Origin of the sequence: Streptomyces sp. NPDC029674 (genome assembly GCF_044903205.1) — a bacterium.
In the GTDB taxonomy this organism is placed as follows: Bacteria; Actinomycetota; Actinomycetes; order Streptomycetales; family Streptomycetaceae; genus Streptomyces.
Window position 1 is genome coordinate 399,786 of sequence record NZ_JBJDPY010000007.1, and the last position, 23,492, is coordinate 423,277.

Genomic DNA, 23,492 nt, shown 5'->3' on the forward strand with positions numbered 1-23,492 from the left:
CAGCCGCATTCCGGCGCACTCCGCGTGCGCCCCCACTCCCCAGGACCGATGCTGGACCCGTGATGGACGAGACGGAGTTCTGGGAGATCGTGGACAGCACCCGCGAGGCCGCCGGCGGCGACCCCGAGGACCACGCCGAGCTGCTCGTCGAGAGACTGCTGCAGTCGGACCCGGACTCGGTCCTCGACTTCGCCCGCCACTTCGAGGCCCGCTACAACCGCGCCTACCGCTGGGATCTGTGGGGCGCGGCCTGGGTGCTGCTCGGCGGCGCGAGCGACGACGCCTTCGACTACTTCCGATGCTGGCTGATCGGGCAGGGCCGGGCGGTGTACGAGGGAGCGGTGCACGACCCCGACGCGCTCGCCGACCTCCTGGACGAGTTCGACGAGGAGCTCGACGGGGACGGCGAGGAGCTCGGCTACGCCGCCGACGAGGCGTACGAGCAGCTCACCGGCCTCGACACACCGGACCTCGGCATCCCGCCCGCCCCCGCCGAACCCGAGGGCACCCCGCTCGACTTCGAGGACGAGGCGGTGCTAGCGGAGCGGTATCCGAAACTGTGGGACCGCTTCATGGCCGACTGAAAGCCTGTGGCCCGGCAGCGGTCCGACCGTCAGAAGTGCGTGCCGCCGTCGATGCGGATCTCGGTGCCGGTGATGAAGCGGCCGTCGTCCGAGGCGAGCATGGCGACGACGGAGGCGACGGTCTCGGGGCCCGCGAAGCCCTGGCCGAGCGCGGGCGCGAGCTTCACGAACAGGCTCATGTCGGCGTCCTCGGGCAGGCCGGGGCCGACGCTCTGCCTGCTGGCGCCGGAGCCGTCCGTCATCCCGGAGGAGATGGAGCCGGGCTGCACGGCGGTGAACCGGATGCCCTGCTTGCCGTACTCGGCGGCCAGCGCGTGCGTCATGGACTGGATGCCGCCCTTGCTCGCCGCGTAGGCCGCCATGTACGGGTGGGCGAACGTCGCGGACGTGGAGCTGAAGTTCACGACGGCCGGGCCGTCGCCCGCCAGCAGCGCCGGTATCGCCTCGCGGATCATCAGGAAGGTGCCGGTGAGGTTGACGCCGATGACCTGGTTGAAGGCGCCGAGGGTGGTCTCGTGGGTGTGCGAGGAGCGCAGGATGCCCGCGGCGTTGACGAGGACGTCCAGGCCGCCGAGCGCGGCCGTGGCGGTGGCGACGCCCGCACGGACGGAGGCCTCGTCGGCGACGTTCACGACCACGGTGGTGAGGCGCTCCGCGCCGGCGCCCGCCTTGACCGCGGTGTCCTTCAGGCCGTCCTCGCTGACGTCGGCGGCGACGACCCGGCCGCCCTCGGCCAGCATGCGCAGGACGGTCGCCTGGCCGATGCCGGAGCCACCGCCGGTGACCAGGGCGCGGCGCCCCTCGTAGCGGTTCAGGGTCTGTGGGGCGCTCTGCATGACGTACTCCGGCTCTGGTGAAAGTGGCGCTTACGCGTTTCACGGTACGCCTAGATGGCACGTTATGCCACCTTGTCCCGACGCGCCTACTTGTCGTGTTCGGCGTAGTCTTCGGGGGGTGAGCACCCAGTCGTCCACCCCGCCCCTCTCCCTCACGGAGCGCCGCAAGCTGGCCACCCAGCTGGAGATCGCGCACGCCGCCGCGGAGCTCTTCACCGCGCACGGGACCGAAGGCACCACGGCCGAGGCCATCGCGGGCCGGGCCGGGGTCGCGCTGCGCACCTTCTACCGGTACTTCCGCACCAAGCAGGACGCGGTGGGCCCGCTGCTCGCCGTCGGCGGGGAGCGGTGGCGGGCGCTGCTGGCCGGGAGCGAGCCGGGCGCGGCGCTTCCCGAGGCGCTCGCGGGCGCGGTCGCCGAGGCGCTCGCCGCGCCGGACGAGGCCGCCGCCGCCGGGCTGCGGCAGGTCCGCGGGCTGCTCCGCGCGGCCGCCGGCGACCCCGCGCTGCGGGCGGTCTGGTACCGCGTGAACCAGGAGTCGGAGGACCGGCTGCGGCCCGTCGTCGCGGAGCTCGCGGGCGAGGGCGCGCAGCCGCTGGAGGTCCGGCTGGCCGCCGCCGCGGCGACCGACGCGATCCGGATCGCCCTGGAGACGTGGGCGGAGACGGACGCGGACGTCACGGCCCCGGGCTCCCCCGCGGAGCTCGCCGTGCGGTGCCTGCGGGAGCTCACGGGCGGGATGGGGCTGCTGACGCGGGCGAGGGGCTGAGAGGGGTCGTTACGGGGTCTCGGGCGGTGCCGGTGACTCGGGCGGTGCCGGTGACTCGGGCGGTGCCGGTGACTCGGGCGACCCCGGGGGCTCGGGCGACCCCGGGGGCTCGGGTGGCCGGGGTGGCTCGGGCGGCCCGGATGGCCCGGATGGCCCGGACCGCCCGGAGGGCCCGGAGGCCCCGGACCGCCCGGAGGGCCCGGATGGCTCGGAGGGCCCGGGCGGCTCGGACGGCCCGGACGGCCCGGGTGGCTCGGACGGCCCGGACGGCCCGGAGAGCCCGGACGGCCCGGGTGGCTCGGACGACCCGGAGAGCCCGGAGGGCCCGGACTGCCCGGACGGCCCGGACGGCCCGGAGAGTCCGGAGAGCCCGGACGGCCCGGACGGCCCGCAGGACTCGGACGGCCCGCAGGACTCGGGCGGCCCGCAGGACTCGGGCGGCCCGCAGGACTCGGGCGGCCCGCAGGACTCGGGCGGCCCGGAGGGCTCGGGCGGCCCAGGTGCGAACACCATCATCGTCACGTCGTCCCGTACGCGCCCCGCGTACCGCACCACGTCCGCCCACACCCGCTCGGTGAGCGCCGCCGGGTCGTCCTGGAGTGCCGCGTCCGCCTTGAGCAGCGCGGTGATGCGGTCCGCCAGCGGATAGAACGCGCCGGACGCGTCCCGCGCCTCGCTCACCCCGTCGGTCAGGCCGAACAGCAGGTCCCCCGCGAGCAGCGGCACCGTCACGCCCTCGGGCGGGGCGAGGCCCGCGATGCCGAGGCCGAGCGGCGCGCAGGACGGCACGTCCACTTCGGTGACCTCGGGGCCGCGTACGAGCAGGGGCGGCGGGTGCCCGCAGGAGACGACGCGTACGACGGAGGCGTCGTCGGGGAACTCCAGGAGCACCGCCGTCGCGAACAGCTCGGCGTGCTCCTGCCCGGCGGAGTCCACGACGAGCCTGCGGTCGAGCTGCCCCGCGACCCCCTCCAGCTGGGCCTGGTCGATGACCGCCTCGCGGAACGCGCCGAGCAGCGCGGCGACCGTGCCGACCGCCGCGAGCCCGTGGCCCTGCACGTCGCCGATGAGGGCGCGCACCCCGCCGGGCCCTCTGCGTACGTCGAAGAAGTCGCCGCCGACCAGCGACTCGTGCTCCGCCGCCTGGTAGAGACCCGCGAACCGCACCCGGCCGACCCGTTCCGGCAGCGGCGGCAGGACCGCGAACTGGGCCGCCTCGGCGACCGTGCGCACGGTGACGAGCTGGGCCTCGCGGCGGCTGCGCACCCAGGCGAAGACCACGCTGAGCACCGCGATGAAGGTGATCGTCAGCTCGTCGCTGCTGCCCGGGTGGCCGAGGCCGAAGCGCGGCAGGGAGAGCAGCGCGATGACGACACCGCCGACAACGGCCGTGGCGGCGGGCCCGTACGACAGGGCGGCCAGCGGCGGGACGGCCGCGACCAGGAAGCTGAGGTCCACCGTCTTCGGGGTGACCAGCTGGACGAGGACGATCGCGAGGAGGAGCAGCGGCGGGGGCCAGCGCACCCAGGGCGGGGGTGGCGTGCCCCGCAGCAGCCAGTCGCGCTGGTCCGCGTCTCGCCGTCTGGCCGCAGCCCTGATCATCTCTTCACGCTCCTACGAGCGCGGCGCCTCCGCACGCCGAGCAGGTCCGTGGGGTCGTCCGCCGGGTCGTTCACCGGTCAGAGGGGCCGGCCCATGAGGACGTCGTCGACGTACGCGCCGTCCAGCAGGAACTCGCCGGGCAGCACGCCCTCGATGACGAAGCCCTCCGCCTCGTAGAGCTTGCGGGCCGGGGTGTTGTGCCCGAGCACGCGCAGGGTGATGCGGACCGCGCCCTGGCGGCGTGCCTCGTCCATGGCCGCCCGGAGCAGCCGCCTGCCGACGCCCCGGCCGCGCGCCTCCTCGGCGACGACGAAGCCCTGGATCTGACGCACGTGCGCGTTGACGAGCAGGGGGGTGGGGAAGCCGAGCTTCACGTAGCCGATGATCCGCCCGTCCACCTCGGCGACCAGATGGTCGCGGGGCCCGAAGCGGTCGTTGAAGAAGGGCTCGTAGGGCGGCTGGGGGCGGGGGTGGACCGCGTGCAGTGTGGACCAGGTGGCACGGTCGAGACGGGCGAGCTCGTCGTCATCCTCGGGCAGTGCGGTACGTATGTGCATGTCCGGCATGGCGCCACTGTACGGCGGCCGGATCACGCGCCACGTCGGCTTCGCGGAGCAGGCGCCCGGACGGTTTCCGGGGGCAGGATGGACCCCATGGAAACCACACAGTCGCGCGTCGCCGTGACCGGCGCCTCCGGGCTCATCGGCAAGGCGCTCACCCGTTCCCTCGCCGCCGACGGGCACGAGGTGGTGCGGTTGGTGCGCAGGGCGCCACGAGGCAAGGACGAGGTGCGCTGGGACCCTCAGGAGGGGTTCGTCGACAAGGCCGGGCTCGCGGGCTGCACCGCGGTCGTCAACCTCGCGGGCGCCGGCATCGGCGACCACCGCTGGACGGCCGCCTACAAGCGGGAACTCAGGGACAGCAGGGTCCTCGGCACCGGCACGCTCGCCGCCGCCGTGGCCTCGCTCGACGAACCGCCCCGGGTGTTCGTGAATGCCAGCGCGATCGGCTACTACGGAGACACCGGTTCGCGTGCGGTGGACGAGAGCGCGCCCGCCGGACAGGGCTTCCTGCCGTCGCTGTGCGTGGAGTGGGAGGCCGCGGCGGCGGCCGCGCAGGAGGCGGGCATCCGTACCGTCTTCGCCCGCAACGGGCTCGTGGTCGGCCGCGAGGGCGGCGCCTGGGGCCGGCTCTTCCCGCTCTTCAAGGCGGGGCTCGGCGGGCGCCTCGGCGACGGCAGGCAGTACTGGAGCCACATCTCCCTGCACGACGAGGTGGCCGCGCTGCGGCACCTGATCGACACGGAGACGCTGTCGGGCCCGTTCAACCTCACCGCGCCCGAGCCGCGCACCAACCGTGAGGTGACGGCCGCGATGGGCCGGGTGCTGCGCCGGCCCACGCTCTTCCCCGCGCCCGCGCCCGCGCTGCGCCTGGTGCTCGGCGAGATGGCGGGGGACGTCCTCGGCAGCCAGCGGGTGCTCCCGACGCGCCTCCTGGAGTCCGGATTCACCTTCGCGTTCCCCGGCATCGAGGACGCGATCCGGGCGGCGCTGAGGTGAGGCGTCCGGCCTGACGGAAGGAGACCGAAGCCTTCCGCCACGCGCCCATGTGCGACCGGCGTGCGACCGTGCCCGGTCGATGCGCGACTCCTTCCGACCGGAACCGCTCCTACCCTCGTGCCGAACTCGGGTATTCCGAAGCCCTGTTGGGGGCATCAGCAACCCAGCAGCCGCGCGACCTCGGGAGGGGCACGTGCCAGAGCATGCGCACCATGCGGATGTCGTCATCGTGGGAGCCGGGGCCGCGGGGCTCTCGGCGGCGCATCGGCTGACCAGTGCCGGTGTAACGACCGTAGTTCTGGAGGCCGCTCCTTACGTCGGCGGCCGGATGTCGACGGAGAAGGTCGACGGATTCCGGCTCGACAGAATCGGACAGCTCCTCACCACCTCGTATCCGGAACTGCGGCGGACCCCGGGGCTCGACTCGCTCGTCCTGCGCCCCTTCGCGCCCGGCCTCCTCGTGCACAGTGAGGGCCGCCATTACCGCGCCGCCGAGCGGCTGCCCGGACGGAGCGCGAGGGGCGCACTCACGGCGGCGCGCGCCCTGACGAGCGCCCCCCTCGACCAGGCCCGGCTCGGCGCCGCCCTCGCCCGCATCGCCGCGACGCCCGTCGAGCGCCTCCTGACCCGGCCCGAACTCCCGGCGGCCGACGCCCTCGCCGCCCGCGGACTGCCCTCCCGCACCATCGACGGCTTTCTGCGCCCGCTCCTCTCGGCGCTCCTCTGCGACCCGGGCCTGACCACGTCCAGCCGGTGCGCGGACCTCGCCCTGCACGCCTTCGCGCGCGGCCGCCTCTGCCTGCCGGAGGGCGGCGCGGAGGTCCTGCCGGAGCTTCTCGCCGCCGCGCTGCCGCCCGGCACGGTCCGCACCGGTGTCCGCGTCACCTCGGTCTCCACGAGCTGCGTCAGGACCGCCGAGCACGGCGAGATCGCCTGTCGCGCCGTCCTGCTCGCCACCGACGCGCGCGCCGCCGCCGAACTCCTCCCCGGCCTGCGCGTGCCGCCCTTCCACGAGGTCACGGTGGTCCACCACGCGGCACCCGAGCCGCCGCTCGACGGCCCCGGGCTGCTCCTCGACGCGGACCGGGCCGGCCCGGTCGCCCACACCGCCGTCATCAGCCAGGTAGACCCGTCGCGCGCGCCCGCCGGCCGTGTCCTCGTCTCCTCGACGGTCCTCGGCCCGCCACCCGACGAGTCCGCCGTCCGTACGCATCTCACCGCGCTGTACGGCACACCGACCGACCGCTGGGAGCGGCTCGCCGTCCACCACACCCGCGAGGCCGTGCCCGCGATGCCGCCCCCGCACGACGCGCGGCGCCCGGTGCGGCTGCTCTCCGGGCTCTACGTCTGCGGGGACCACCGCGACACCAGCACCGTCCAGGGCGCGCTGCACTCGGGCCGACGCGCCGCCCACGCCGTCCTCACCGACTTCGGCATCGCCTCCTCGTCAGCCCAGGAGTCACTGCCCACCGCCGCCTGACCGTCCGATCCCCGGTCCGGCTCCCCCGGAAGCCCCCGCGCCCCCCACGCGGGGGCTTCTCATGGGCCCACGTCGTCACCCCAGCGCCGCCACCTTGTCCCGGTATCCCCGCACGGGGGCCGCGTCCCGGTACGGCTCCAGACGGCGCTCGAATTCGCGTACGTACTCGTGCGCCCGCGCGGACCGCATCTCGCCCGCCGCCTGCGCGGCCTCGGCCCCCAGCTGGCAGGCCTGCTCCAGCTCGCCGAGGCCGAGCCGCGCGGTGGCGAGGACGACCCGGCAGAAGAGGCGGCTGCGCGCGAAGGCGGGGGCGCGCAGCTGGAGGGAGCGCTCGGCGTACTGGGCCGCGGCGCGGTACTGCTGGAGGTCGCGGTAGCTGTGCGCCAGCTCGTCCGCCAGCTGCGCCTCGTCGAAGAACCGCGCCCAGTGCGGCACTTCGTCGCCGGGCCGCGCCGCCTCCAGGGAGCGCTCGGCCCGCCCGAGCGCCGCGGTGCAGGCCCGCACCTCGCCGAGCACCCCGTGCCCGCGCGCCTCGGCGGCGTACAGCAGGGCCTGCACGACGTGCGGCGCGGCGGAGCCGACGCCCTGCTGGGCGACCCGCGCGAGCTGCACGGCCTCGCGTCCGTGGCCGAGGTAGACGGCCTGGCGGCTCATCGTGACCAGGACGTACGAGCCGTACGCGCGGTCGCCCGCGGCCTGCGCCAGACGCAGCGCCTGGACGTAGTACCGCTGGGCGAGGCCGTGGGCCGCGATGTCGTACGAGGTCCAGCCCGCGAGGCGGGTCAGGTCGGCGGTGGCCGCGAAGAGGCGCCGCCCGGCCTGCTCTCCGTAGACACCGCGCAGCATCGGCTCGGCCTCGTGCTCCAGATAGCGGACGAGGGCCTGCCGGGCGTGCCCGCCGCCGTACGCGTGGTCGAGGGCGCGGAAGAGCTCGCCCACGGAGCGCAGCGCGGCGATGTCGCCGTTGCTGACCCGCTGCCCGGGGCCGCGTTCGGGGCCCTGCCGCTGCCGGGGCACGGCGGGGCGGCCCTGTGCGGGCACGCGTGCGTGGGCCGGGTCCGCGTCCCCGCGTCCGACGCGTTCGTCGGCGCGGCCGATCAGCCAGTCCCGGCTCGGCACCACGAGCCCGGCCGGGGTGAACGCGATCTTGCGTAGCTCCGCGTGGCTTCCGGAGTCCTTGCGCCACAGTCCGCCGACGATGTCGACGGCCTCCTCGGGGGTGGCCGCGAACTCAAGACCGGCGTACACGGGAGCGCATGCGTCGAGCCCGAGATCCTGGGCGGACAGGCGCCGGCCGAGCCTTCTGGTGAAGACCTCGGCGATCAGCGCGGGTGTGGTGCCCCTGGGCTGCTGGCCGCGGAGCCAGCGGGTCACGGACGTCTTGTCGTACCGCAGGTCCAGGCCGTGCTCGAGGCCCAGTTGGTCGACGCGGCGGGCGAGGCCCGCATTGGAGAATCCGGCTTCCGAGATGAGCGCGGCTAGCTGGCGGTTGGGAGTGCGCTGCGGGGGTCGTTCCGTCATCGGCTGTGCGGTCTCCTGCCTTTCGGGCCTGCCTTGAGCAGCCCTTATGGCCTCGTGAACGGCGCGAATGTAACGGCCATCACAGCCCGCGGAGGCGCCTTCTCCGGTCATTCATCCGATCGTGTGAGGAACCCGGGCCGAGGTTGCCGCCGAAGGGGGCCCGTACAGTGGCTGGGGCGCGATATGTGCACGGTGAACGTTCAGGGAGGCACCTGCCGTGAGTGAGTTTCGGTTCGTCCGGCTGGGCTTCGGCCCAAACTCCGTGGAGTACCAAGAGGCGTGGGACGAGCAGCGCCGGGTGCACGCCGCCCGCTTCGCCGACGAGGTGCCCGACACCTGCCTGCTCCTGGAGCACCCGCCGGTCTACACCGCGGGCCGCCGCACCGAGGACAGCGAGCGCCCGCTGGACGGCACCCCCGTCATCGACGTGGACCGCGGCGGCAAGATCACCTGGCACGGCCCGGGCCAGCTGGTGGGCTACCCCATCCAGAAGCTGCCCCGCCCGGTGGACGTCGTGGCGCACGTACGCCGCCTCGAAGAGGCACTCATCCGTACGTGCGCGGAGTTCGGCCTGGAGACCACGCGCGTCGAGGGCCGCAGCGGCGTCTGGGTCCTCGGCGACCCGGTGGAGCAACGCCCCGCGCTCGGCGGCCTCTCCCTCGACTTCGACCCGCGGCTCCAGGACGACGAGTTCGACGCCCGGTTCAACGGTCCGGAGTACGCCCCGTCCAACGCGGGCCAGCGCCGCGAGGACCGCAAGATCGCCGCGATCGGCATCCGCGTCGCCAAGGGCGTCACGATGCACGGCTTCTCGTTCAACGTGAACCCGGACAACACCTGGTTCGACCGGATCATCCCGTGCGGCATCCGCGACGCGGGCGTGACGTCCCTCTCGTACGAGCTGGACCGCGAGATCACCATCGCGGACGTGCTGCCCGTCGCCGAGCGGCATCTGCGGGACGTACTGGAGAACGCGGAGCTGAAGCCGCGGGTCGTCGAGAAGCCGCAGGTCGTCGAGAAGCAGGCCGAGCCCGCCTCCGCCGGCGCCTAGTCGACGCTCGGGGGAATGCACCCCGTTGGCCAGAGGTTGGCCGGAAGTAAGCCCAGTGACATCACGGGCGTACCCTGGTGTGCGCCGAAGAATCGAAGCTACAGGGAGCCGATGTGTCCGCAGTCGCACCCGACGGACGCAAGATGCTGCGCCTGGAGGTCCGGAACGCCCAGACCCCCATCGAGCGCAAGCCCGAGTGGATCAAGACCCGGGCGAAAATGGGCCCCGAGTACAACGCCCTGCAGAAGCTCGTGAAGAGCGAGGGCCTGCACACGGTCTGCCAGGAGGCGGGCTGTCCGAACATCTACGAGTGCTGGGAAGACCGCGAGGCCACGTTCCTCATCGGCGGCGACCAGTGCACGCGGCGCTGTGACTTCTGCCAGATCGACACCGGCAAGCCACAGGCCCTCGACCGCGACGAGCCGCGCCGCGTCGGTGAGTCCGTCGTCACGATGGACCTGAACTACGCCACGATCACCGGCGTCGCCCGCGACGACCTGGAGGACGGCGGCGCCTGGCTGTACGCCGAGACGGTGCGCCAGATCCACGCCATGACGGCGGAGCGCGCCGAGGGCTACACCAAGGTCGAGCTGCTCATCCCGGACTTCAACGCGGACCCCGACCAGCTGGCCGAGGTCTTCTCGTCCCGCCCCGAGGTCCTCGGCCACAACGTCGAGACGGTGCCGCGCATCTTCAAGCGCATCCGTCCCGGCTTCCGGTACGAGCGGTCCCTCGAGGTCATCACGAAGGCCCGCGAGGCCGGCCTGGTCACCAAGTCCAACCTGATCCTGGGCATGGGCGAGACCCGCGAAGAGGTCAGCGAGGCACTGCGCCAGCTGCACGAGGCGGGCACCGAGCTCGTCACCATCACCCAGTACCTGCGTCCCACGCCGCGCCACCACCCCGTCGAGCGCTGGGTGAAGCCGGCCGAGTTCGTCGAGCTGAAGGAGGAGGCCGAGCAGATCGGCTTCTCCGGCGTGATGTCCGGCCCGCTGGTCCGCTCCTCGTACCGCGCGGGACGCCTCTACCAGATGGCGATCGAGAAGCGCGGTTCGTACGTCGCTTCGCAGGCGGTGTGAGGCAGGAACGGTTCCGGCAACGGACCTTCCGGGCTGTGTGATCAGACCTTCCGGGCTGTGTGAATCGGCGCACAAGCGACTACCACCCGGTATCGGCCGCAACGACGCGGCCCATACGATCCCCGCAGGTGAACGGGACCGTATGGGCCGCGTCCGCGTTCTGGGGCCGGACGGGTCACCGCATCAAGGTTTCATCGGCGTTTGACCGGTCGGTCACGCCCTGGTAACACCAATCAGTGACCCTGGTACTACCGCACGTACAGCCTTACCCATAGCCGCTCCCCCCACCCGAGCCGCTCTCCAGGAGGGCCCCATCATGCAGGCCGCGCCCGTTCGCGCCACCGCCATCCCGTCCGTCTCCACCGCCCTGCGCGCCGTCGAGTCGCTGCTGATGAGCGGCGGCCAGCGCACCGCGCGGCGCAACGCCTGGACCTCCGTCCTCGAGGACCGGCGCCGCGCCAAGGACCGGGTCGAGGCTCTGCGCGTACTCGAAGAGACCGTGACGACAACCCGCACGTCGTAGTTGCCTCCGGGGCCACGTAGACTTCTCGGCATGGCGAGGAAGGAATCCACCGCGGCGGATGCGGCCGCGGAGCCAGGGCGACTCAAGCAGATCGCTCTGACCTACAAGATGACCCGGCGGGCCGACTCCAAGATCGGCCTGATCATCGCGGCGGTGGGAATTGTCACCTTCGGTGTCTTCCTCGCGATCGGCTTCTGGGTAGGTCACCCGATCTACCTGGGCATTCTCGGCTTCCTGCTCGCCTTCCTCGCGATGGCGATCGTCTTCGGACGCAGGGCCGAGCGGGCCGCCTTCGGGCAGATGGAGGGCCAGCCCGGCGCGGCGGCCGCGGTGCTCGACAAGATCGGCCGCGGCTGGACGACGACCCCCGCGGTCGCGATGAACCGCAGCCAGGACGTGGTGCACCGCACCGTCGGCAAGGCCGGCATCGTCCTGGTCGCCGAGGGCAACCCGAACCGCGTGAAGGGCCTGCTGGCCGCCGAGAAGAAGAAGATGGCCCGCATCGTGGCGGACGTCCCGGTGCACGACGTCATCGTCGGCACCACGGAGGGCACGGTCTCGCTCAAGAAGCTGCGCACCACGCTCCTGAAGCTCCCCCGCGTCCTCACGGGCCCGCAGGTCACGGCCACGAACGACCGCCTGCGAGCGATGGGCGACCTGATGTCGAACATGCCGTTGCCGAAGGGGCCGATGCCGAAGGGTGTGAAGGGCGGTCGCCCGCCCAAGATGCCGCGAGGATGACTCCTGGCCTCACCTCTCCCGTCATTTCCATGGGCGGGAGAGGGTGAGGCAGCGCCACCGGAACACCCCCGCACGCACCCTCCAGAGCGCCCATGACGCGCTCCCAGCGTCCTGACGCACTCCAACGCTTCCAGTGCCCGATGAGACCCGTAGAGCCGTGCTCCGCGTCCAACTCGGGCCAGGCAATCCCGGTACGGGCCTTTTTGAGAAAGGCCTCCAGAACGGTTCGAGGGGCAAGCCCTCCCTTCTGTCGAGGCACAAGGCCCCCGCCCGGGAAGTTCTCCGACTCCATCACGCGTTCCCATGCGCAGTCACACAGCGTCGGAACCAAGCGCTTGTGAGCGCGGAACCATTCACCTATGGGGCAGGCAAGCCCACGGTGCATGGGCGCGGGAGTACCAGTGATCACGATCTTGACCTTGGCCAGTCCCAAGAACTCTTGCTGATCCTCTGCGGAGAGTTCTTCCAATCGGTCGCCGGCCAACTGCGCAACTGCTCGGAGACTCGATTCCCGCTCTTCTTCCTGCGCCGCAGCCTCTTGCCAGGACTCCACGGCAGCCCGGTCTTGTTCGAGTTCTTCCAGCCTCTCTGTCAGCGGCCGGATAGCTCGATTGACAGCCTCCTCCGCCGCACGCTGCGACAGCCCTCGCTTGGCCGCCTGCTGAGCAGCCACCGCCATGGTGATGTTGATCGTGCTGTCTTGCTCAGCGATCTTCTGATCCAACGTAGCCAGGCGCGCAGCGAAGTCGACCTTTCGCTCCCTTGCAGTCCCCAACCACTCATCAGACAGGGCTTGAAGCCTGTTCCCATCCCTCAGAAACTCGCAAACACTCCCCCATACCCATTTATCGATGCCGCGCGCGTCGAGCTGGGGACACGCGCATGTCGGCGCTCCCGGGTACGTCTCCTTCTTCCCTGTGCAGAGATAATGAGGTGCTTCATGGGCCGGACCGCTACCAACGTAGCGCTTACCGCACCGACTGCGAATCCTGCCTGACGCTATGTAGACCCGCCCCTTTTGCGATGGGCGTCGACGAGTTTTCCTCGTAGCGGCGCGCAACTCCGCCACTTCGTCGGGCGTGAACATCGGATCAAGCGGAATGGTTGTGGCCTCACCCCACAGCGGCGTACCGTCCGGGCGCAGTTTCGCACTCCTACCACGAAACACGTACCGAGCCTCTAATAGATCGTCATTCATCAGACGCCCTCGAAAGTTCGCCTCACTCCAGGGCTTGCCCGACCTACTCACCAACCCCTCCGCATTGAGGCGCCGGACAGCCTTTCGCCAATCCCCCTGATACTTGACGACGAGAACCCTACCCCGACGTAACACGACCGCCTCATGCACGGTCATGCATTCTTCTGTGCGGGAACAGCTCTCACCTCCGTCGCAAAGGTCGAGAACAAGGCGCTGCTTTCCTTTGATGCCCTGGTTTTCGATACGGTACCCGTAGCGGGCAGATCCTCCAGGAAAGCCTCCCATTCGAGCTTTCTTCTGGATCCCCCCTTGGGTCCTTTTGCGGATGCGGACGAGTTCCTTGAAGGCCTCGTTAGCCTTTTCGCGCATCCGCTCTTCGCCCTCCTCGGTCGTGTTGTCGATGTCGTCATCCACGATGGCAACATAGACGCCGAGGTCTTGAAGCTTCCACACCCATTCCCAGAAGACCCGATTATTCCGGCCGACCGCCCGAGTCTCGTGGACAACCACCATATTGAAGGGGCAGGGCCTCTTTCGCGCGAGATCCATGATATCTGTCGCGCCTTCGCGCTTGTCCCAGGGAAGCGTTCCCGACTCCCCTTCATCCTTGAAGGTGTCGACGTGTTGCCAGCCCTTGGCCGCGATGTACGCGGCGGTTTCGTCTCCTGTGTACGCGATCCCATACCCGTCTACCTGCTGATCAGTGGAAACCCGCAGGTAATCCACTGCTCGAACGGCAGGCAGGGAGCCGTCGACCACCCTGGCTGCGGTGTCGATGGCGCGTATGACAGAGTTACCCATGTCAGTCCCTCCAGACTGGCCAGACCCCGGGGTGGTCGCACACCGCCGGGGTCACCCATGCGATGGGCCAACTATAGGCGCCTATTCACCGGGGCGAGGCGAAAACAGAATTTCCAACATGCGCTGATGTGCCGCCTCTGATCCCGGCGCCTCCGTAGGCTTCCAAATGACCTTGAAAGCTGCTTCCGACTTAGAGCGCAAGTACGTTTCCTGATCAAGGGAATTCACGCACCGCTCCCCTGCGCAGCAACACCGCGTGACCTCCTCACGCTCAGGAAGTTCGGCCATAGCCCCACTCCCTGTCTTGGCCGGCGAGCTCACGGCTGCGAGCGCGATCCTCCGCAATCCCCGCTGCCAGCTCTGCCTCTGCCGGAGAGTGCCCAGAGCCGACGTAGCGCCAGGCCGATTCTGTGACGGTGGTGCCGTCATCCCACGTGCGGGAGTCCACGCCGCTCAGGTAGCGCGTCCGTGCCGCGCGCAGCTCCCCGTAAGTGGTCGAGTAACGGCGGGACTTGGTGAGGACGTGGCCCCGGTAGCCGAGCGTGTGAGTCCATGAGCGCAGATTCAGGCTGTCCAGCTCAGGTAAGCCGCCCAGACGCCAGCAGACGCCCATGAGGGCCCGCAGGTGGCTGTCCACCGGGGCGAGCCGGACGCTTTCGTAGTCCGTGATCCGGTAGTCCACGCCGCCCGCGTCGCCGACCGACTTGGACACGTACTTGGCGACGTAGGCCGCTACCGCGCTGTCGGTCACCGCGGATTGGGTGAAAGCGTCGCTGCGAATGGTGTGGACGTCGAGTTGCGCGCCCCAGCGCACGGCCCGTTCTCCGGTCGCCGCCGAGTACGGGGTCTGCACTTCCACGGAGGCCGCCGCCGAGCGCACCGCCGCTTCTAAGGCGTCGGTCGTGGCCCACAACGGAGGAGGCGAGGACGGACCGTCGGGGCCGTCCAGGCGGATGACGGCATGGAAGTGGATAGCGCCGCGTTTTTGGTATTCGGCGACCTTGGCGAAAGAGAGCGCCGCGTGCTCGCGGAAGCGTGTCTGAACGATGCCCGCTGCCGTAGCCAGTCGTCTTCTGAGCGTGTGGCAGAACCGGCTCCACAAGGCGCCGGCGGAGGCGTGCCAGAGGACGTGGCCCGCGTAGTCGTAGCAGTCCCGGCACAGCGGTTGCCCCAGCGCGGGATCAGTGTCCGCATGGTGCTGGCCGCATCCCCGGGGTCGCCCGTGTCCGCAGTGCCCGCCTCGGCGTCGAGGACGGCACGGCGCCGCCCCTTCCGTGCTGACACGGTGCACGGGGCCGAAGGACGGGGCAGTCAGGGTGACGAAGAGCCGGGGGTGCCGTTGTACGCGGTCGGCCACGCCCTTGCCGCCGAGCAGCCCGGAGCGGACGAGTTGGAAGGTGTCGCCCGCGTGCAGGCGAGCGCAGGGCTGGCAGCGCGATTCCCGGCGGTTGCGGCAGCGCACCGGCATACGGCCGCCCGGTTCGTCTTCGGTGGAGTAGCGACGCAACACGGAGCCACTGAAGACGTCGCGCACTGTGGTGTGACCGGATAGGTAGATGGGGTGGGCGCACCCGCCGATGGCTTTGATCTGGTCGAGCCAGCGCGGGAATCCCGGCTCATGCACGAGCCGGATCAGGTCGCGTTCGGTAGAAGAGAGAAGGCGCAGACGCTCAGCCTGAGTGAGCACTGAGCGCCGCGCCTCATCCGTCGCCGGATACAAGGGGGTCCCCTTTCGTGAGGGATGGGCGCGGCGGTCATGTCCAACTCCGAATGTGTCTGAGTTCAGCGGAAGGCAGAGGCACCAAAGGGCAGAGAGCGATGCGGTAGAAGTCAGAGTTCGCGTTACTTATCAGCCGAACAGGCCGTTTCCAATGACGAGGAACAGAGCCCAGACGGGGTATCCCAGGGGTGTCATTGCCAGCAGGAAGCCACCGAGGGAGATCAGAATCACCTGGTAAATCGGCACTTCCTTGGATCGGGCGACCATGAAGGAGAAGAACAGCAGGAAAGAACAGATGATGTAGAGCGTGCTCTGTTTCATTTCTCCGTTTCTCCTTTCTCGGATGCCGTCTCCACAACGGACAGGAACGGGTACGGCGGTCCGGGGACCACGGCGATTTCAGCGACGTCGGCCATGCTGATCAGATGGGAGCGGGCACGCATCCAGCGCCCACCGGTGGTGACCACGGCAACGCCCTGTTCCTCTTCCGAGATCGTTTGGGCGATGACGACGGCATCCGGGTTGAGGTCGCCGAGCGTCATTTCGGCCGACGCCTCGTCATGGGCCCGATGGGCGACCCGTCCGCCGAGTTGGGCGCGCAGTGCGGTGACCCGTGGTCCGAGGTCGGAGCCGACCCGTTGCCCGGCTGCGACCAGGTGCACGCCGAGTGCAGCCCCGAGTTGTGCCAGACGCAGCAGCAGGGTTCCGCACTGCTCTGCCTCGTCGCGGGATTCGCGGGAGCCGTCGTGCAAGTACAGCTCTGCCAGCTCATCGACGATCACAACGATCGGGATCGGGCGCCGTTCCTCGGGTAGAGCCCAGATGGAGCGCACGCCTGCCGCACGGCAGACCCGCATGCGGTGTTCGATCTCTTCGACCATGGAGGCCAGCACGACAAGCGCCCGCTTACGGTCGATGGCCAGCTTGGAAAAGCGGCGACCAAAGAGCCCGAGTTCCATGCCGCCCTTGCAGTCGATGCCGACCAGCGCGACCGGTTGCCGGGACAGTGAGCGCACCAACGCTGCCAGGAGCGACGACTTACCGCTTTGGGTCGCCCCGGTGATCAGCCAGTGCGGCACCTTCCGGAGGTCGATCACCCACGATGGGCCATCCTCGGTATGGCCCACGTCGGCCGACAGCAGCGCCAGCGTCTCAGGCCGCTTGGCCGACCCTTTCCCTGTCAGCGGGTCGTTCGCCGTCGCCGTGATCAAGATCTGTCCCCGGCGGGGCGAGCGCACCCGCACCGCATGGACGCGCCAGGCGTGTTCCACGGCCCCAGCAGCCGACAGGTACGGCGCCGGGGTCTGTCCCGGATGCATCAGCACCCGGACGATCACCCCATTACGTGTCGGAACAGGCCAGCCCAGACGTGGAGCCTTGGGCCGCAGCGCTTGCCCCTGGACAACCAGATCGCGCCCCATCACCCGCTGGTTCGGCCGCCGGCTCACGGACAACCCGTTGAGCATCGCGAGTTGCCGCCACGTCCACCAGATCCGAAGCACGGTCCGGGGGTAGCCGAGCATCCACCAACGCCACGGCCAGGTGCGGATGTTGATGCCACGCGCCTGTAGCCGTGGCTCCCACCAGCTCTGTGTCATCACGCCCAGGAGCAGGAGCGCCGACAGAATCCAGACTGTCAGGGAGGCAGGCATCAGCCCTCCCCCGCTTGACTCCGCGCCAGAAGTTTCCTGGATCGGATCATGGCCGTTTCGGCGTGCACGGCCGTCATCTGGAGTACGAATTGCAGGGTGGGCACGTCCTGAGTCACGGCCAACAGTGCCTCAGTGCCGACCAACACCCGCAGGTCACGCAGCAGGTGTCCGAACTCCCCGTCGCGACCGAGGTCGGTGTCGTCGTCGAGGCCCGCCGCCTCGCGCAGTTCGCGCGCCATCCGGTCCGTCTCGGCCACGATCTCCGCCGCACAGGGGGTCACACACGCGTAGACCTCAGCTTCGGTCGCCGGATCGCGGCCCACCGGAATGCGCTTGATCGCGCTGTCGCGGTACTCACTCCCGCACATCACGCAGGCATCGCCTTGCGCCTGTGCGAGCGATAAGTTCCAGTAGTAGCGCTCCATCAGGCATCACCCGACGCCTTGCCGCGTTGGCCTGTGCTGTTACCCGTTCCTGCGCCGGCGCCCGAACCACCCGAAGCAGTTACCGGGGTGATCGCGTCCGCCCGCCAGGACGTACCCGAGCGGCCGTCCACCTCCCATTCATTGGCCCACAGACCGGTGACCCGGACCTCAGCGCCTTCGGCGATGCCCTGGGGTTGAGCCCCGGCCACCACCACGTGGATCACGTCGGTTCGGCGCCCCTCAGCCTGACGAACCGACAGGCCCGTAATCCACTGCGGCTGTCCCTCCCGGTCGCGGCGCACTTCCCCGTCGGGGGTCATGCGCGCTTCCGGAGCGATCACGCAGCGCATCACACCCAGGCGGCCAGTGTCGATCGGCTTGCTTTGCACAGCAGTTCACCTCTCTCCCACCTCGTCCAACCCATGCACTCATCCGAATGATTGCCGGATTTAATCGTGCGACCTAGGCGGGGCAGGGTCAACCACTTATCCTCATGAGTGCTTAAGAGGCCACTACCACACAACGCCGACAACAGACTCTCTCCACCAGCTCAGACCAGACGCCAGCTCACACAGACGAAGCCCGGAGGGTGCGACCCATGGCAGCCCGAGAACACATCCAACGCCGCCCCACCATGGCAATGCAGGTCGCCCAACGCCTGGCCGACGACATCCGAGAGGGCACCTACCCGACCGGCAGCAAGCTGCCCTCTGAAGTGCAGATGGAGCGGATGTTCCAGATCGGGAAGGCGACCGTCCGCGCCGCCGTGGCCGAGCTTCAGCGCATGGGCCTGACGGAGACCCTGCAAGGCAAAGGCACCATCGTGCTGGGCCCCGGCGGTCGGGTTCCCCCGGTCAGTGTGGACCGGTCCATCCAGCGCACCACGAAGGGCAGTTGGGTGCTTCCCGAGGCAACCGAAGCGGAGCAGCCCGCCGTATGCCGGACCACGCTGGACGGCCCTCCCGCATCCTTCCTCGATCAGCAGGACCAGGATGCGATCAGTGTGGACCGCATGTTGCGTGACGCCGAGACCGGCACCCGCATGGCACACCGGATGTTCATCCCGCTCGCCACTGCCGCCGACGTCCCCTCTCTGGCAGAAACACCGGACAAGGCTCTCGGAGATCTTTATCAGCAACTGGTCGATGCCGGGCACACCTTGGAATTCACCGAGCACGTCACCGCCCGCACCCCCTTCCCCGACGAGCAGACCGCCCTGGGGATGCGAGATGCGAGCCCGCTTCTCGTGTCCTATCGCGTGATCTCCGATGCGAAGTCCGGCCGCCCGCTGCTGTGCGAAGAGCTCCGGGCGCCCGCCGCCGCGTGCAGGTTGACCTTTCCGCTGCCGCCGACCAAGGCCCCCGCCAAGCGACCCGCCACCCGCCGACGAGCCGCAGCGGAGTAACTTCTCTCTACTTGCTCAAGGGCGCGCCTACGGCGCGCCGGGCGACCCTTCGGCCGCCTCGGCCGGGCGTGCGGCCTTCGGCCGGTCCCGCCCGGTCGGCCAGGCCGCCCACCCCGAGGCGTCCCCGAGCATCGAGAAGCCCTCCGCGAATTGTCGTGGAGGGCTCCTCTGGGCGTAGCCCGCTCCCCCAGCGGACGACAACCTAGCGTGCTAGGCACCGGTCCTCTTCTCACTCAAGGGCGACAGCTCCGCCCGCGCCACGCCTGGCCCCATGAACCGGTCCACGCCGCGAAGCCCGAGCGGTAGCCCCCGGCGGCAGCGGTTGCACCAGCACGATGGCGACGTTGCGATCAAACACGATTGCTTCTGGTGTCACTCTGGGTGGGCTTCACAGGAAGATGGACCACAGCCTCTTATGCAGCCTGTTGCGATTGAAAGCCTCGCATACCGGCTTGCTTGCCTTCGTGATAGCAAGGCTGCCCCCGGCTCGGCGAGCGGCATGCTGCGCCCCGAGAATGCTGTAGAGGCTGCCGTTGTCACACCAAGTGATGCCGTCGAGATCGATCAGCAGGTGCCGGGCGTCCGTTCGGAGGATGAGGACGACGGCCGCGCGGAACTCGCTGATGTTGGCCACGTCCAGCTCACCGGTGAGCGTCAGGGTGACGACGTGGTCGGCGTCGGGTGGGGATCGGTGGATGACCAGCTGGCCCATGATCAGGTCCTTCTGTCGTGGGCATCCGTGTGATCAGGTCAACGGCGCGGGGCGCCGTTGCGCTCTTCTACGCGGAGTCCGCTGGGGCCTCGCCCGGTGCGACGGGCCGGGGCAAGAGGTCTAGCAACACCTTGACGGGAAGGTCGACTTCGGCCGGGTGCCGCAACGTGCCGTCCAGGTGAACGGTGTAGTGCGTGCGCCGGCCCTCGCGCTTCCGGCTGAGGTAACCGGTACTTTCGAGGTCACTGACGACGGCCTGAACGGTGCGTTCGGTAACGCCGCAGGCCGCGGCGATGTCCCGTATGCGTGCGGCCGGGTTACGGGCGATGCTCAGAAGCACGCGGGCGTGATGGGTGAGGAAGGTCCACTCTGCCACCGGCGCCAGCCCCCTTCCGCCCCGCCCGATGAGCATGGAGGGCAAAAGATTCCTGCAATCTGCTTCACCCATTATGCAGGGAGAGACCGCGAGCCGGGCGGAATTGAACAGGACGATTCGCGGCGGTGCAGCGTTTATCGACCCGCAGGCGCTGCGGCGTCAACCCAGGTCCGTGCTCATGCATGACGCGCTGTCATGTGCCACTTGGCCGCGAACGGCGCCGCTGTGCAGCAACCACCGCTACGCTCGACACGCAGCCTCCTGAGCGCCGTTCGGACGCCAGTCAGGGGGCCGATCCCGCAGCAGAGCGAGCCTGCGGCGCGAAGGACGCCGGGCCCGCTTCCACTCCCGCGGAAGAGCCGACGGCCCGGTGCGTCCCTCGGGGCAATCCGAAGCCGGGAATCCCATGCCCCCGGCGCCGAGAGGGAGTGCTCCAGTGGCTGAACCATCGGAGCAGCCACGTCAGGGGGGCACGCGGCCGTCGCCCGAACGGCGGCCGCCGCCCCGTAGGGATCTGGCGATGCCGTTCACAGTTTGACCACGGAGAGGCCGTTGAAGGCCCGCCAGCTAGCTTCCTGCGGCGAGTTCAAGTAGGCCTCAGAGCCCCCAGAACTTGGCAGCGTGGCTGAGACCGGAAGTGGTGCAGCGAGCCAGGTACGGCACGCACTCGCCTCTCCCGCCGTGGGGGCTGACTTTCTGTGGCGCAGGCCCAACCGTCAACAGCTCTGCCCCGCCCCCCTACTTCGAGCAGCTGTCCGCGTGCCGCTTGCCGGCCAACCTGCTTGGCCCACCTCCAGTGACCAGCTTCCGCAGCCCGCAGCCCTCACACCGCAGGAAGCTTCCTCGGCGTCCCGGCTCGATCCACACCAGTGACCTCTTTTGGGTACGCCACTGCTCGTGCATGCCTGCCCCCTTCCCTTCCGTCGGCGCGCATCCCTCAGGAAGCCTGCGCCTCACTCGCCAAGATCGAGAGCACACAGGCGATCACGCGGGCGCCCCCTGGCCACATCCACACCACCGGCTCCCCCTTAGGCCCGGTGTGCGGTACGGCCCGCAAGACCTCCCCCACGCCCAACACTTCAGCCGCCGCATTGATCTCCCGAGCGACCTCTTCAGCCTCGCGCCACCCCGATAAGTAGTCCATCCCCGGCACGTACACCACGTCGTCCGGATCATCGTTACAGCCGCCGTGCTGAGCATTCGCCATCGCACACAACTCCCCGTAAGAGTGGTACCGCGCCCCGAACCTCGCCACTTCACAGAGTCATCAACTCACGTCTCAGCACTACCAGTTGTTGACTCATAACCTTTTCGGCAAGCGCGATACTACGCGCAGTCACGTTGCAGGGAAGTGTTAGCGCGAACTTTTCTGCAAACTGGCCGACAGGTGGCAGCGACTCGCGCATATGTCAGCCAGAAATTCCGCCACACGGCACAGGCCCCCTCCCCGCCAGTCACAGAGAGGGGGCCCACCGTCCCCCGGCTCAGCCCTCACGGGCCAGCACGCTCAGTACAGGTACGCGGCTGAGACCCAGCCCGAGGAGCCGCGCGGTAAGCCGCCGGCCGACCCCTGCTTGAGTACCACCCGGTGCCAGAGCTGACCACCGCTGTCCTGCCGGGCGCCGACGAGCTTGACTCGCTCCCCCTTGTAGATCAGCCCCATCACGGTCTTTGTCGTGCCCGGACCACCGCGCACCCGCAGCCCGTTGACCGTCACCGAGGCCGACTCGCCGTACGTCCCCTTCCCGTCCGCGTAAGCGTGACCCGATCCGGTCCCCGTGGAGACCACGCTGCGCGGCCCGCCCCCACCGACACCGACCGGTCCGGGAAGCGGCATCGCCGACGCCGCCGAGACCCCGAACATGCCGAGACCCGCCACCGCCGCGCCGGACACGACCAGTGCACGCAGACCCTTACGACTCATCATCTGACTACTCCTCAGGTCGAGTGAGGATGAGGGCCACCCAGCAGGGTCAACCACTCATCCGAATGAGTAGCCAGCATCGAACGCCCCTTGGCCTTACGTCAACCACTTATCCGAATGAGCTGAGACAACGTCTCGAAACAAAGCGGGAGTTGAGGAACATCGGAACGAAAACCTGCGCTAAGCCTGCCCGATGTCAATGATGGCATTGGCCTGGGCTTCTGTGAGGGATGAACCTTCGGCAGTCGTGTTGATCGACCGTCTGGAGGTCCGGGGCGCCGGTCGAGTTTTTGACGGATGAGCAGGCTGCCGCGTACGTGGCATATCGCGGGGCGCCGTCCCGTACGGAGTTGGAGCGGTTCTTCTTCCTGGACGATGCAGACCGGGAGCTGATCGCCCCCAAGAGGCGGGGGACGTCGCCCGCCTGCCCCCGTTCGTGCGCCACCACATCAACGCGCTGGGCCGCTACTCCTTCCAGCTCCCCGAGCTGCCCGGCGGCCTGCGGCCCCTGCACGACAAGGACGCCGCTGACGACAAGTGAGGTCGGCGTCACGAGCGGAGACGACTGCCCCGCCGTTCTCGCGCCGCTCTCTGCCAATGCGAACGTCTCCTCAAATTGACTATGCAGGACGCGGAATCAGCAGCGCACCACCCAAGCGGGTGATAAATAGCAGTCGATCAGGTGATGCCGAACGGGGGACCGCGTAAACAAGTAGGCTGCCTGGCACCGAGAGCAGCGAAGGCCGAACCAGCAGCCACCAGCGCCGGGGGAATTCACTCCGGAATCCAAGCGGTTAGCGGATACCGGCGAGAATTAATCTCGATCTCTCCAGTCAGGACAGCGGAAGAAAGAACGGGCTACATCATGCCTCTCGACGCAGCAGTCAATGTTCCATACGGCGCATTCTACGTGTTCCGGGGGAACAGGTATGCCAACTACAAGCTGAACGGCGACACGATCGAGAACGAGGACACCATCCACAACGGCTGGCCGGGTCTGCAGGGAACCCGGTACGCACAACACGTCGATGCCGTGTGCGGAATCGGCGCCTGGATGGAGAACCGGGAGACCATCTACCTGTTCAGCGGCGACCGGTACGCCCGCTACTACGTTCCTGATGAGCGCATCCAGCGGGAGGCCCGCATCGAAGAGGCGTGGCCTGGCCTGCGGGGCACCCCGTACGCGAACGGCATCGATGCGGCCTGCATCAACGACAGCAACGAGCGACTCTACTTCTTCAAGGAAGACCGGTACGTCAACTACAACCTCCAAACCGAGACCATCCTGCGCGAGAACACGATTGCCGCCGCGTGGCCCGGTCTGCGGGGCACACCGTACGCCGACGGTATCGACGCCGCGGCCCAAAGTAACCGCCACAGGGTGCTCTACTTTTTCAAGGGGAGCCGGTACACCAGGTACAACGTGGATTCGGAAACCATGGAAGCCGAGGACACCATCGCCAAGGGATGGCCGGGCCTGAAGGACACCATCTACATGTAATAACCGGGGCCAGAAGCCAACCGCCCAGGCATT

The 23,492-nt window shown here is 69.3% G+C and carries 23 protein-coding genes and 2 pseudogenes; 11 read left to right on the plus strand and 14 right to left on the minus strand.

The window, feature by feature from the left end; genetic code table 11:
- Positions 1-62 precede the first annotated feature (62 nt).
- Complete coding sequence (locus ACI2L3_RS19840) at positions 63-584, plus strand: DUF4240 domain-containing protein (protein WP_404753698.1); 522 nt, start codon at positions 63-65, stop codon at positions 582-584.
- A 29-nt stretch (positions 585-613) separates the two neighbouring features.
- Here ACI2L3_RS19840 and ACI2L3_RS19845 read toward each other — a convergent pair whose 3' ends face one another.
- A complete protein-coding gene (locus ACI2L3_RS19845; RefSeq protein ID WP_404753643.1) occupies positions 614-1,420 on the minus strand; it encodes an SDR family NAD(P)-dependent oxidoreductase in 807 nt (268 codons plus the stop codon).
- 118 nt (positions 1,421-1,538) lie between these two features.
- Between ACI2L3_RS19845 and ACI2L3_RS19850 the strand changes: the two genes are divergently transcribed.
- Complete coding sequence (locus ACI2L3_RS19850; RefSeq protein ID WP_404753644.1) at positions 1,539-2,189, plus strand: TetR family transcriptional regulator; 651 nt, start codon at positions 1,539-1,541, stop codon at positions 2,187-2,189.
- 9 nt (positions 2,190-2,198) lie between these two features.
- Here the strand turns inward: ACI2L3_RS19850 and ACI2L3_RS19855 are convergent, their stop codons facing one another.
- Both ACI2L3_RS19855 and ACI2L3_RS19860 read right to left on the minus strand, forming a co-directional pair.
- A complete protein-coding gene (locus tag ACI2L3_RS19855; RefSeq protein ID WP_404753645.1) occupies positions 2,199-3,791 on the minus strand; it encodes a PP2C family protein-serine/threonine phosphatase in 1,593 nt (530 codons plus the stop codon).
- A gap of 77 nt (positions 3,792-3,868) precedes the next feature.
- Positions 3,869-4,357: a GNAT family N-acetyltransferase gene (locus ACI2L3_RS19860; protein ID WP_404753646.1), complete on the minus strand. Its 489-nt coding sequence runs from the start codon at positions 4,355-4,357 to the stop codon at positions 3,869-3,871.
- 78 nt (positions 4,358-4,435) lie between these two features.
- Here ACI2L3_RS19860 and ACI2L3_RS19865 point away from each other — a divergent pair, with 78 nt between their 5' ends.
- Positions 4,436-5,350, plus strand: a complete 915-nt coding sequence (locus ACI2L3_RS19865) for a TIGR01777 family oxidoreductase (RefSeq protein WP_404753647.1) — start codon at positions 4,436-4,438, stop codon at positions 5,348-5,350.
- A 193-nt stretch (positions 5,351-5,543) separates the two neighbouring features.
- Positions 5,544-6,830, plus strand: coding sequence for an NAD(P)/FAD-dependent oxidoreductase (locus ACI2L3_RS19870; protein WP_404753648.1), 1,287 nt, complete (start codon positions 5,544-5,546; stop codon positions 6,828-6,830).
- A 75-nt stretch (positions 6,831-6,905) separates the two neighbouring features.
- Here ACI2L3_RS19870 and ACI2L3_RS19875 read toward each other — a convergent pair whose 3' ends face one another.
- A complete protein-coding gene (locus ACI2L3_RS19875) occupies positions 6,906-8,351 on the minus strand; it encodes a regulator (RefSeq protein WP_404753649.1) in 1,446 nt (481 codons plus the stop codon).
- Positions 8,352-8,568: 217 nt separating this feature from the next.
- Between ACI2L3_RS19875 and lipB the strand changes: the two genes are divergently transcribed.
- From lipB to ACI2L3_RS19895, 4 genes are all read left to right on the plus strand, one after another.
- On the plus strand, positions 8,569-9,402 hold the full coding sequence (gene lipB, locus ACI2L3_RS19880) for a lipoyl(octanoyl) transferase LipB (protein WP_404753650.1): 834 nt from the start codon (positions 8,569-8,571) through the stop codon (positions 9,400-9,402).
- Between the two features lie 113 nt (positions 9,403-9,515).
- A complete protein-coding gene (locus tag ACI2L3_RS19885; protein ID WP_404753651.1) occupies positions 9,516-10,481 on the plus strand; it encodes a lipoyl synthase in 966 nt (321 codons plus the stop codon).
- Between the two features lie 316 nt (positions 10,482-10,797).
- The gene (locus tag ACI2L3_RS19890) at positions 10,798-11,004 is read left to right on the plus strand and encodes a hypothetical protein (RefSeq protein WP_365367177.1); all 207 of its coding nucleotides are present in this window, start codon (positions 10,798-10,800) and stop codon (positions 11,002-11,004) included.
- 30 nt (positions 11,005-11,034) lie between these two features.
- Positions 11,035-11,745 carry a DUF4191 domain-containing protein gene (locus ACI2L3_RS19895; RefSeq protein ID WP_404753652.1) on the plus strand — a complete coding sequence of 237 codons (711 nt, stop codon included), beginning with the start codon at positions 11,035-11,037 and terminating at the stop codon, positions 11,743-11,745.
- 1,489 nt (positions 11,746-13,234) lie between these two features.
- On the opposite strand, the pseudogene ACI2L3_RS19900 reads toward ACI2L3_RS19895, so the two are convergent.
- From ACI2L3_RS19900 to ACI2L3_RS19925, 6 genes and pseudogenes are all read right to left on the minus strand, one after another.
- A pseudogene (locus tag ACI2L3_RS19900) lies at positions 13,235-13,744 on the minus strand (recombinase family protein); the annotation flags it as partial.
- A gap of 271 nt (positions 13,745-14,015) precedes the next feature.
- Complete coding sequence (locus tag ACI2L3_RS19905) at positions 14,016-15,464, minus strand: replication initiator (protein ID WP_404753653.1); 1,449 nt, start codon at positions 15,462-15,464, stop codon at positions 14,016-14,018.
- Between the two features lie 129 nt (positions 15,465-15,593).
- Positions 15,594-15,785, minus strand: a complete 192-nt coding sequence (locus tag ACI2L3_RS19910) for a hypothetical protein (protein ID WP_404753654.1) — start codon at positions 15,783-15,785, stop codon at positions 15,594-15,596.
- Positions 15,782-17,116, minus strand: coding sequence for an FtsK/SpoIIIE domain-containing protein (locus ACI2L3_RS19915; protein ID WP_404753655.1), 1,335 nt, complete (start codon positions 17,114-17,116; stop codon positions 15,782-15,784). Before ACI2L3_RS19915 ends, ACI2L3_RS19910 begins: the two co-directional genes overlap by 4 nt.
- Positions 17,116-17,541 carry a hypothetical protein gene (locus ACI2L3_RS19920; protein WP_404753656.1) on the minus strand — a complete coding sequence of 142 codons (426 nt, stop codon included), beginning with the start codon at positions 17,539-17,541 and terminating at the stop codon, positions 17,116-17,118. The genes ACI2L3_RS19915 and ACI2L3_RS19920 overlap by 1 nt, the downstream gene beginning before the upstream one ends.
- Positions 17,541-17,930 (minus strand): hypothetical protein, encoded by a 390-nt coding sequence (locus ACI2L3_RS19925; RefSeq protein ID WP_404753657.1) that lies wholly within the window; start codon positions 17,928-17,930, stop codon positions 17,541-17,543. Before ACI2L3_RS19925 ends, ACI2L3_RS19920 begins: the two co-directional genes overlap by 1 nt.
- Positions 17,931-18,139: 209 nt before the next feature.
- Between ACI2L3_RS19925 and ACI2L3_RS19930 the strand changes: the two genes are divergently transcribed.
- Positions 18,140-18,946 carry a GntR family transcriptional regulator gene (locus ACI2L3_RS19930; RefSeq protein WP_404753658.1) on the plus strand — a complete coding sequence of 269 codons (807 nt, stop codon included), beginning with the start codon at positions 18,140-18,142 and terminating at the stop codon, positions 18,944-18,946.
- 388 nt (positions 18,947-19,334) lie between these two features.
- Here the strand turns inward: ACI2L3_RS19930 and ACI2L3_RS19935 are convergent, their stop codons facing one another.
- From ACI2L3_RS19935 to ACI2L3_RS19950, 4 genes are all read right to left on the minus strand, one after another.
- The gene (locus tag ACI2L3_RS19935) at positions 19,335-19,658 is read right to left on the minus strand and encodes an STAS domain-containing protein (RefSeq protein WP_404753659.1); all 324 of its coding nucleotides are present in this window, start codon (positions 19,656-19,658) and stop codon (positions 19,335-19,337) included.
- A 67-nt stretch (positions 19,659-19,725) separates the two neighbouring features.
- Positions 19,726-20,034: a MarR family transcriptional regulator gene (locus tag ACI2L3_RS19940; protein WP_404753660.1), complete on the minus strand. Its 309-nt coding sequence runs from the start codon at positions 20,032-20,034 to the stop codon at positions 19,726-19,728.
- 937 nt (positions 20,035-20,971) lie between these two features.
- Positions 20,972-21,241 (minus strand): hypothetical protein, encoded by a 270-nt coding sequence (locus ACI2L3_RS19945; protein WP_404753661.1) that lies wholly within the window; start codon positions 21,239-21,241, stop codon positions 20,972-20,974.
- A 300-nt stretch (positions 21,242-21,541) separates the two neighbouring features.
- A complete protein-coding gene (locus tag ACI2L3_RS19950; RefSeq protein ID WP_404753662.1) occupies positions 21,542-21,961 on the minus strand; it encodes an SH3 domain-containing protein in 420 nt (139 codons plus the stop codon).
- A gap of 287 nt (positions 21,962-22,248) precedes the next feature.
- On the opposite strand from ACI2L3_RS19950, the pseudogene ACI2L3_RS19955 reads away from it, so the two are divergent.
- A pseudogene (locus ACI2L3_RS19955) lies at positions 22,249-22,371 on the plus strand (DUF4158 domain-containing protein); the annotation flags it as partial.
- Between the two features lie 452 nt (positions 22,372-22,823).
- Positions 22,824-23,459, plus strand: a complete 636-nt coding sequence (locus tag ACI2L3_RS19960) for a hemopexin repeat-containing protein (protein WP_404753663.1) — start codon at positions 22,824-22,826, stop codon at positions 23,457-23,459.
- Positions 23,460-23,492: the final 33 nt, after the last annotated feature.

What these genes read in the sequence shown, in the direction of transcription:
- ACI2L3_RS19865 (WP_404753647.1), top strand. Translation starts at nt 4,436, where the DNA reads ATGGACCCCATGGAAACCACACAGTCGCGCGTCGCCGTGACCGGCGCC.
- ACI2L3_RS19840 (WP_404753698.1), top strand. Translation starts at nt 63, where the DNA reads ATGGACGAGACGGAGTTCTGGGAGATCGTGGACAGCACCCGCGAGGCC.
- ACI2L3_RS19855 (WP_404753645.1), bottom strand. Translation starts at nt 3,791, where the DNA reads ATGATCAGGGCTGCGGCCAGACGGCGAGACGCGGACCAGCGCGACTGG.
- ACI2L3_RS19895 (WP_404753652.1), top strand. Translation starts at nt 11,035, where the DNA reads ATGGCGAGGAAGGAATCCACCGCGGCGGATGCGGCCGCGGAGCCAGGG.
- ACI2L3_RS19920 (WP_404753656.1), bottom strand. Translation starts at nt 17,541, where the DNA reads ATGGAGCGCTACTACTGGAACTTATCGCTCGCACAGGCGCAAGGCGAT.
- ACI2L3_RS19860 (WP_404753646.1), bottom strand. Translation starts at nt 4,357, where the DNA reads ATGCCGGACATGCACATACGTACCGCACTGCCCGAGGATGACGACGAG.
- ACI2L3_RS19910 (WP_404753654.1), bottom strand. Translation starts at nt 15,785, where the DNA reads ATGAAACAGAGCACGCTCTACATCATCTGTTCTTTCCTGCTGTTCTTC.
- ACI2L3_RS19935 (WP_404753659.1), bottom strand. Translation starts at nt 19,658, where the DNA reads ATGGGCCAGCTGGTCATCCACCGATCCCCACCCGACGCCGACCACGTC.
- ACI2L3_RS19845 (WP_404753643.1), bottom strand. Translation starts at nt 1,420, where the DNA reads ATGCAGAGCGCCCCACAGACCCTGAACCGCTACGAGGGGCGCCGCGCC.
- ACI2L3_RS19960 (WP_404753663.1), top strand. Translation starts at nt 22,824, where the DNA reads ATGCCTCTCGACGCAGCAGTCAATGTTCCATACGGCGCATTCTACGTG.
- ACI2L3_RS19950 (WP_404753662.1), bottom strand. Translation starts at nt 21,961, where the DNA reads ATGATGAGTCGTAAGGGTCTGCGTGCACTGGTCGTGTCCGGCGCGGCG.
- ACI2L3_RS19930 (WP_404753658.1), top strand. Translation starts at nt 18,140, where the DNA reads ATGGCAGCCCGAGAACACATCCAACGCCGCCCCACCATGGCAATGCAG.
- ACI2L3_RS19890 (WP_365367177.1), top strand. Translation starts at nt 10,798, where the DNA reads ATGCAGGCCGCGCCCGTTCGCGCCACCGCCATCCCGTCCGTCTCCACC.
- ACI2L3_RS19915 (WP_404753655.1), bottom strand. Translation starts at nt 17,116, where the DNA reads ATGCCTGCCTCCCTGACAGTCTGGATTCTGTCGGCGCTCCTGCTCCTG.
- ACI2L3_RS19945 (WP_404753661.1), bottom strand. Translation starts at nt 21,241, where the DNA reads ATGGCGAATGCTCAGCACGGCGGCTGTAACGATGATCCGGACGACGTG.
- ACI2L3_RS19875 (WP_404753649.1), bottom strand. Translation starts at nt 8,351, where the DNA reads ATGACGGAACGACCCCCGCAGCGCACTCCCAACCGCCAGCTAGCCGCG.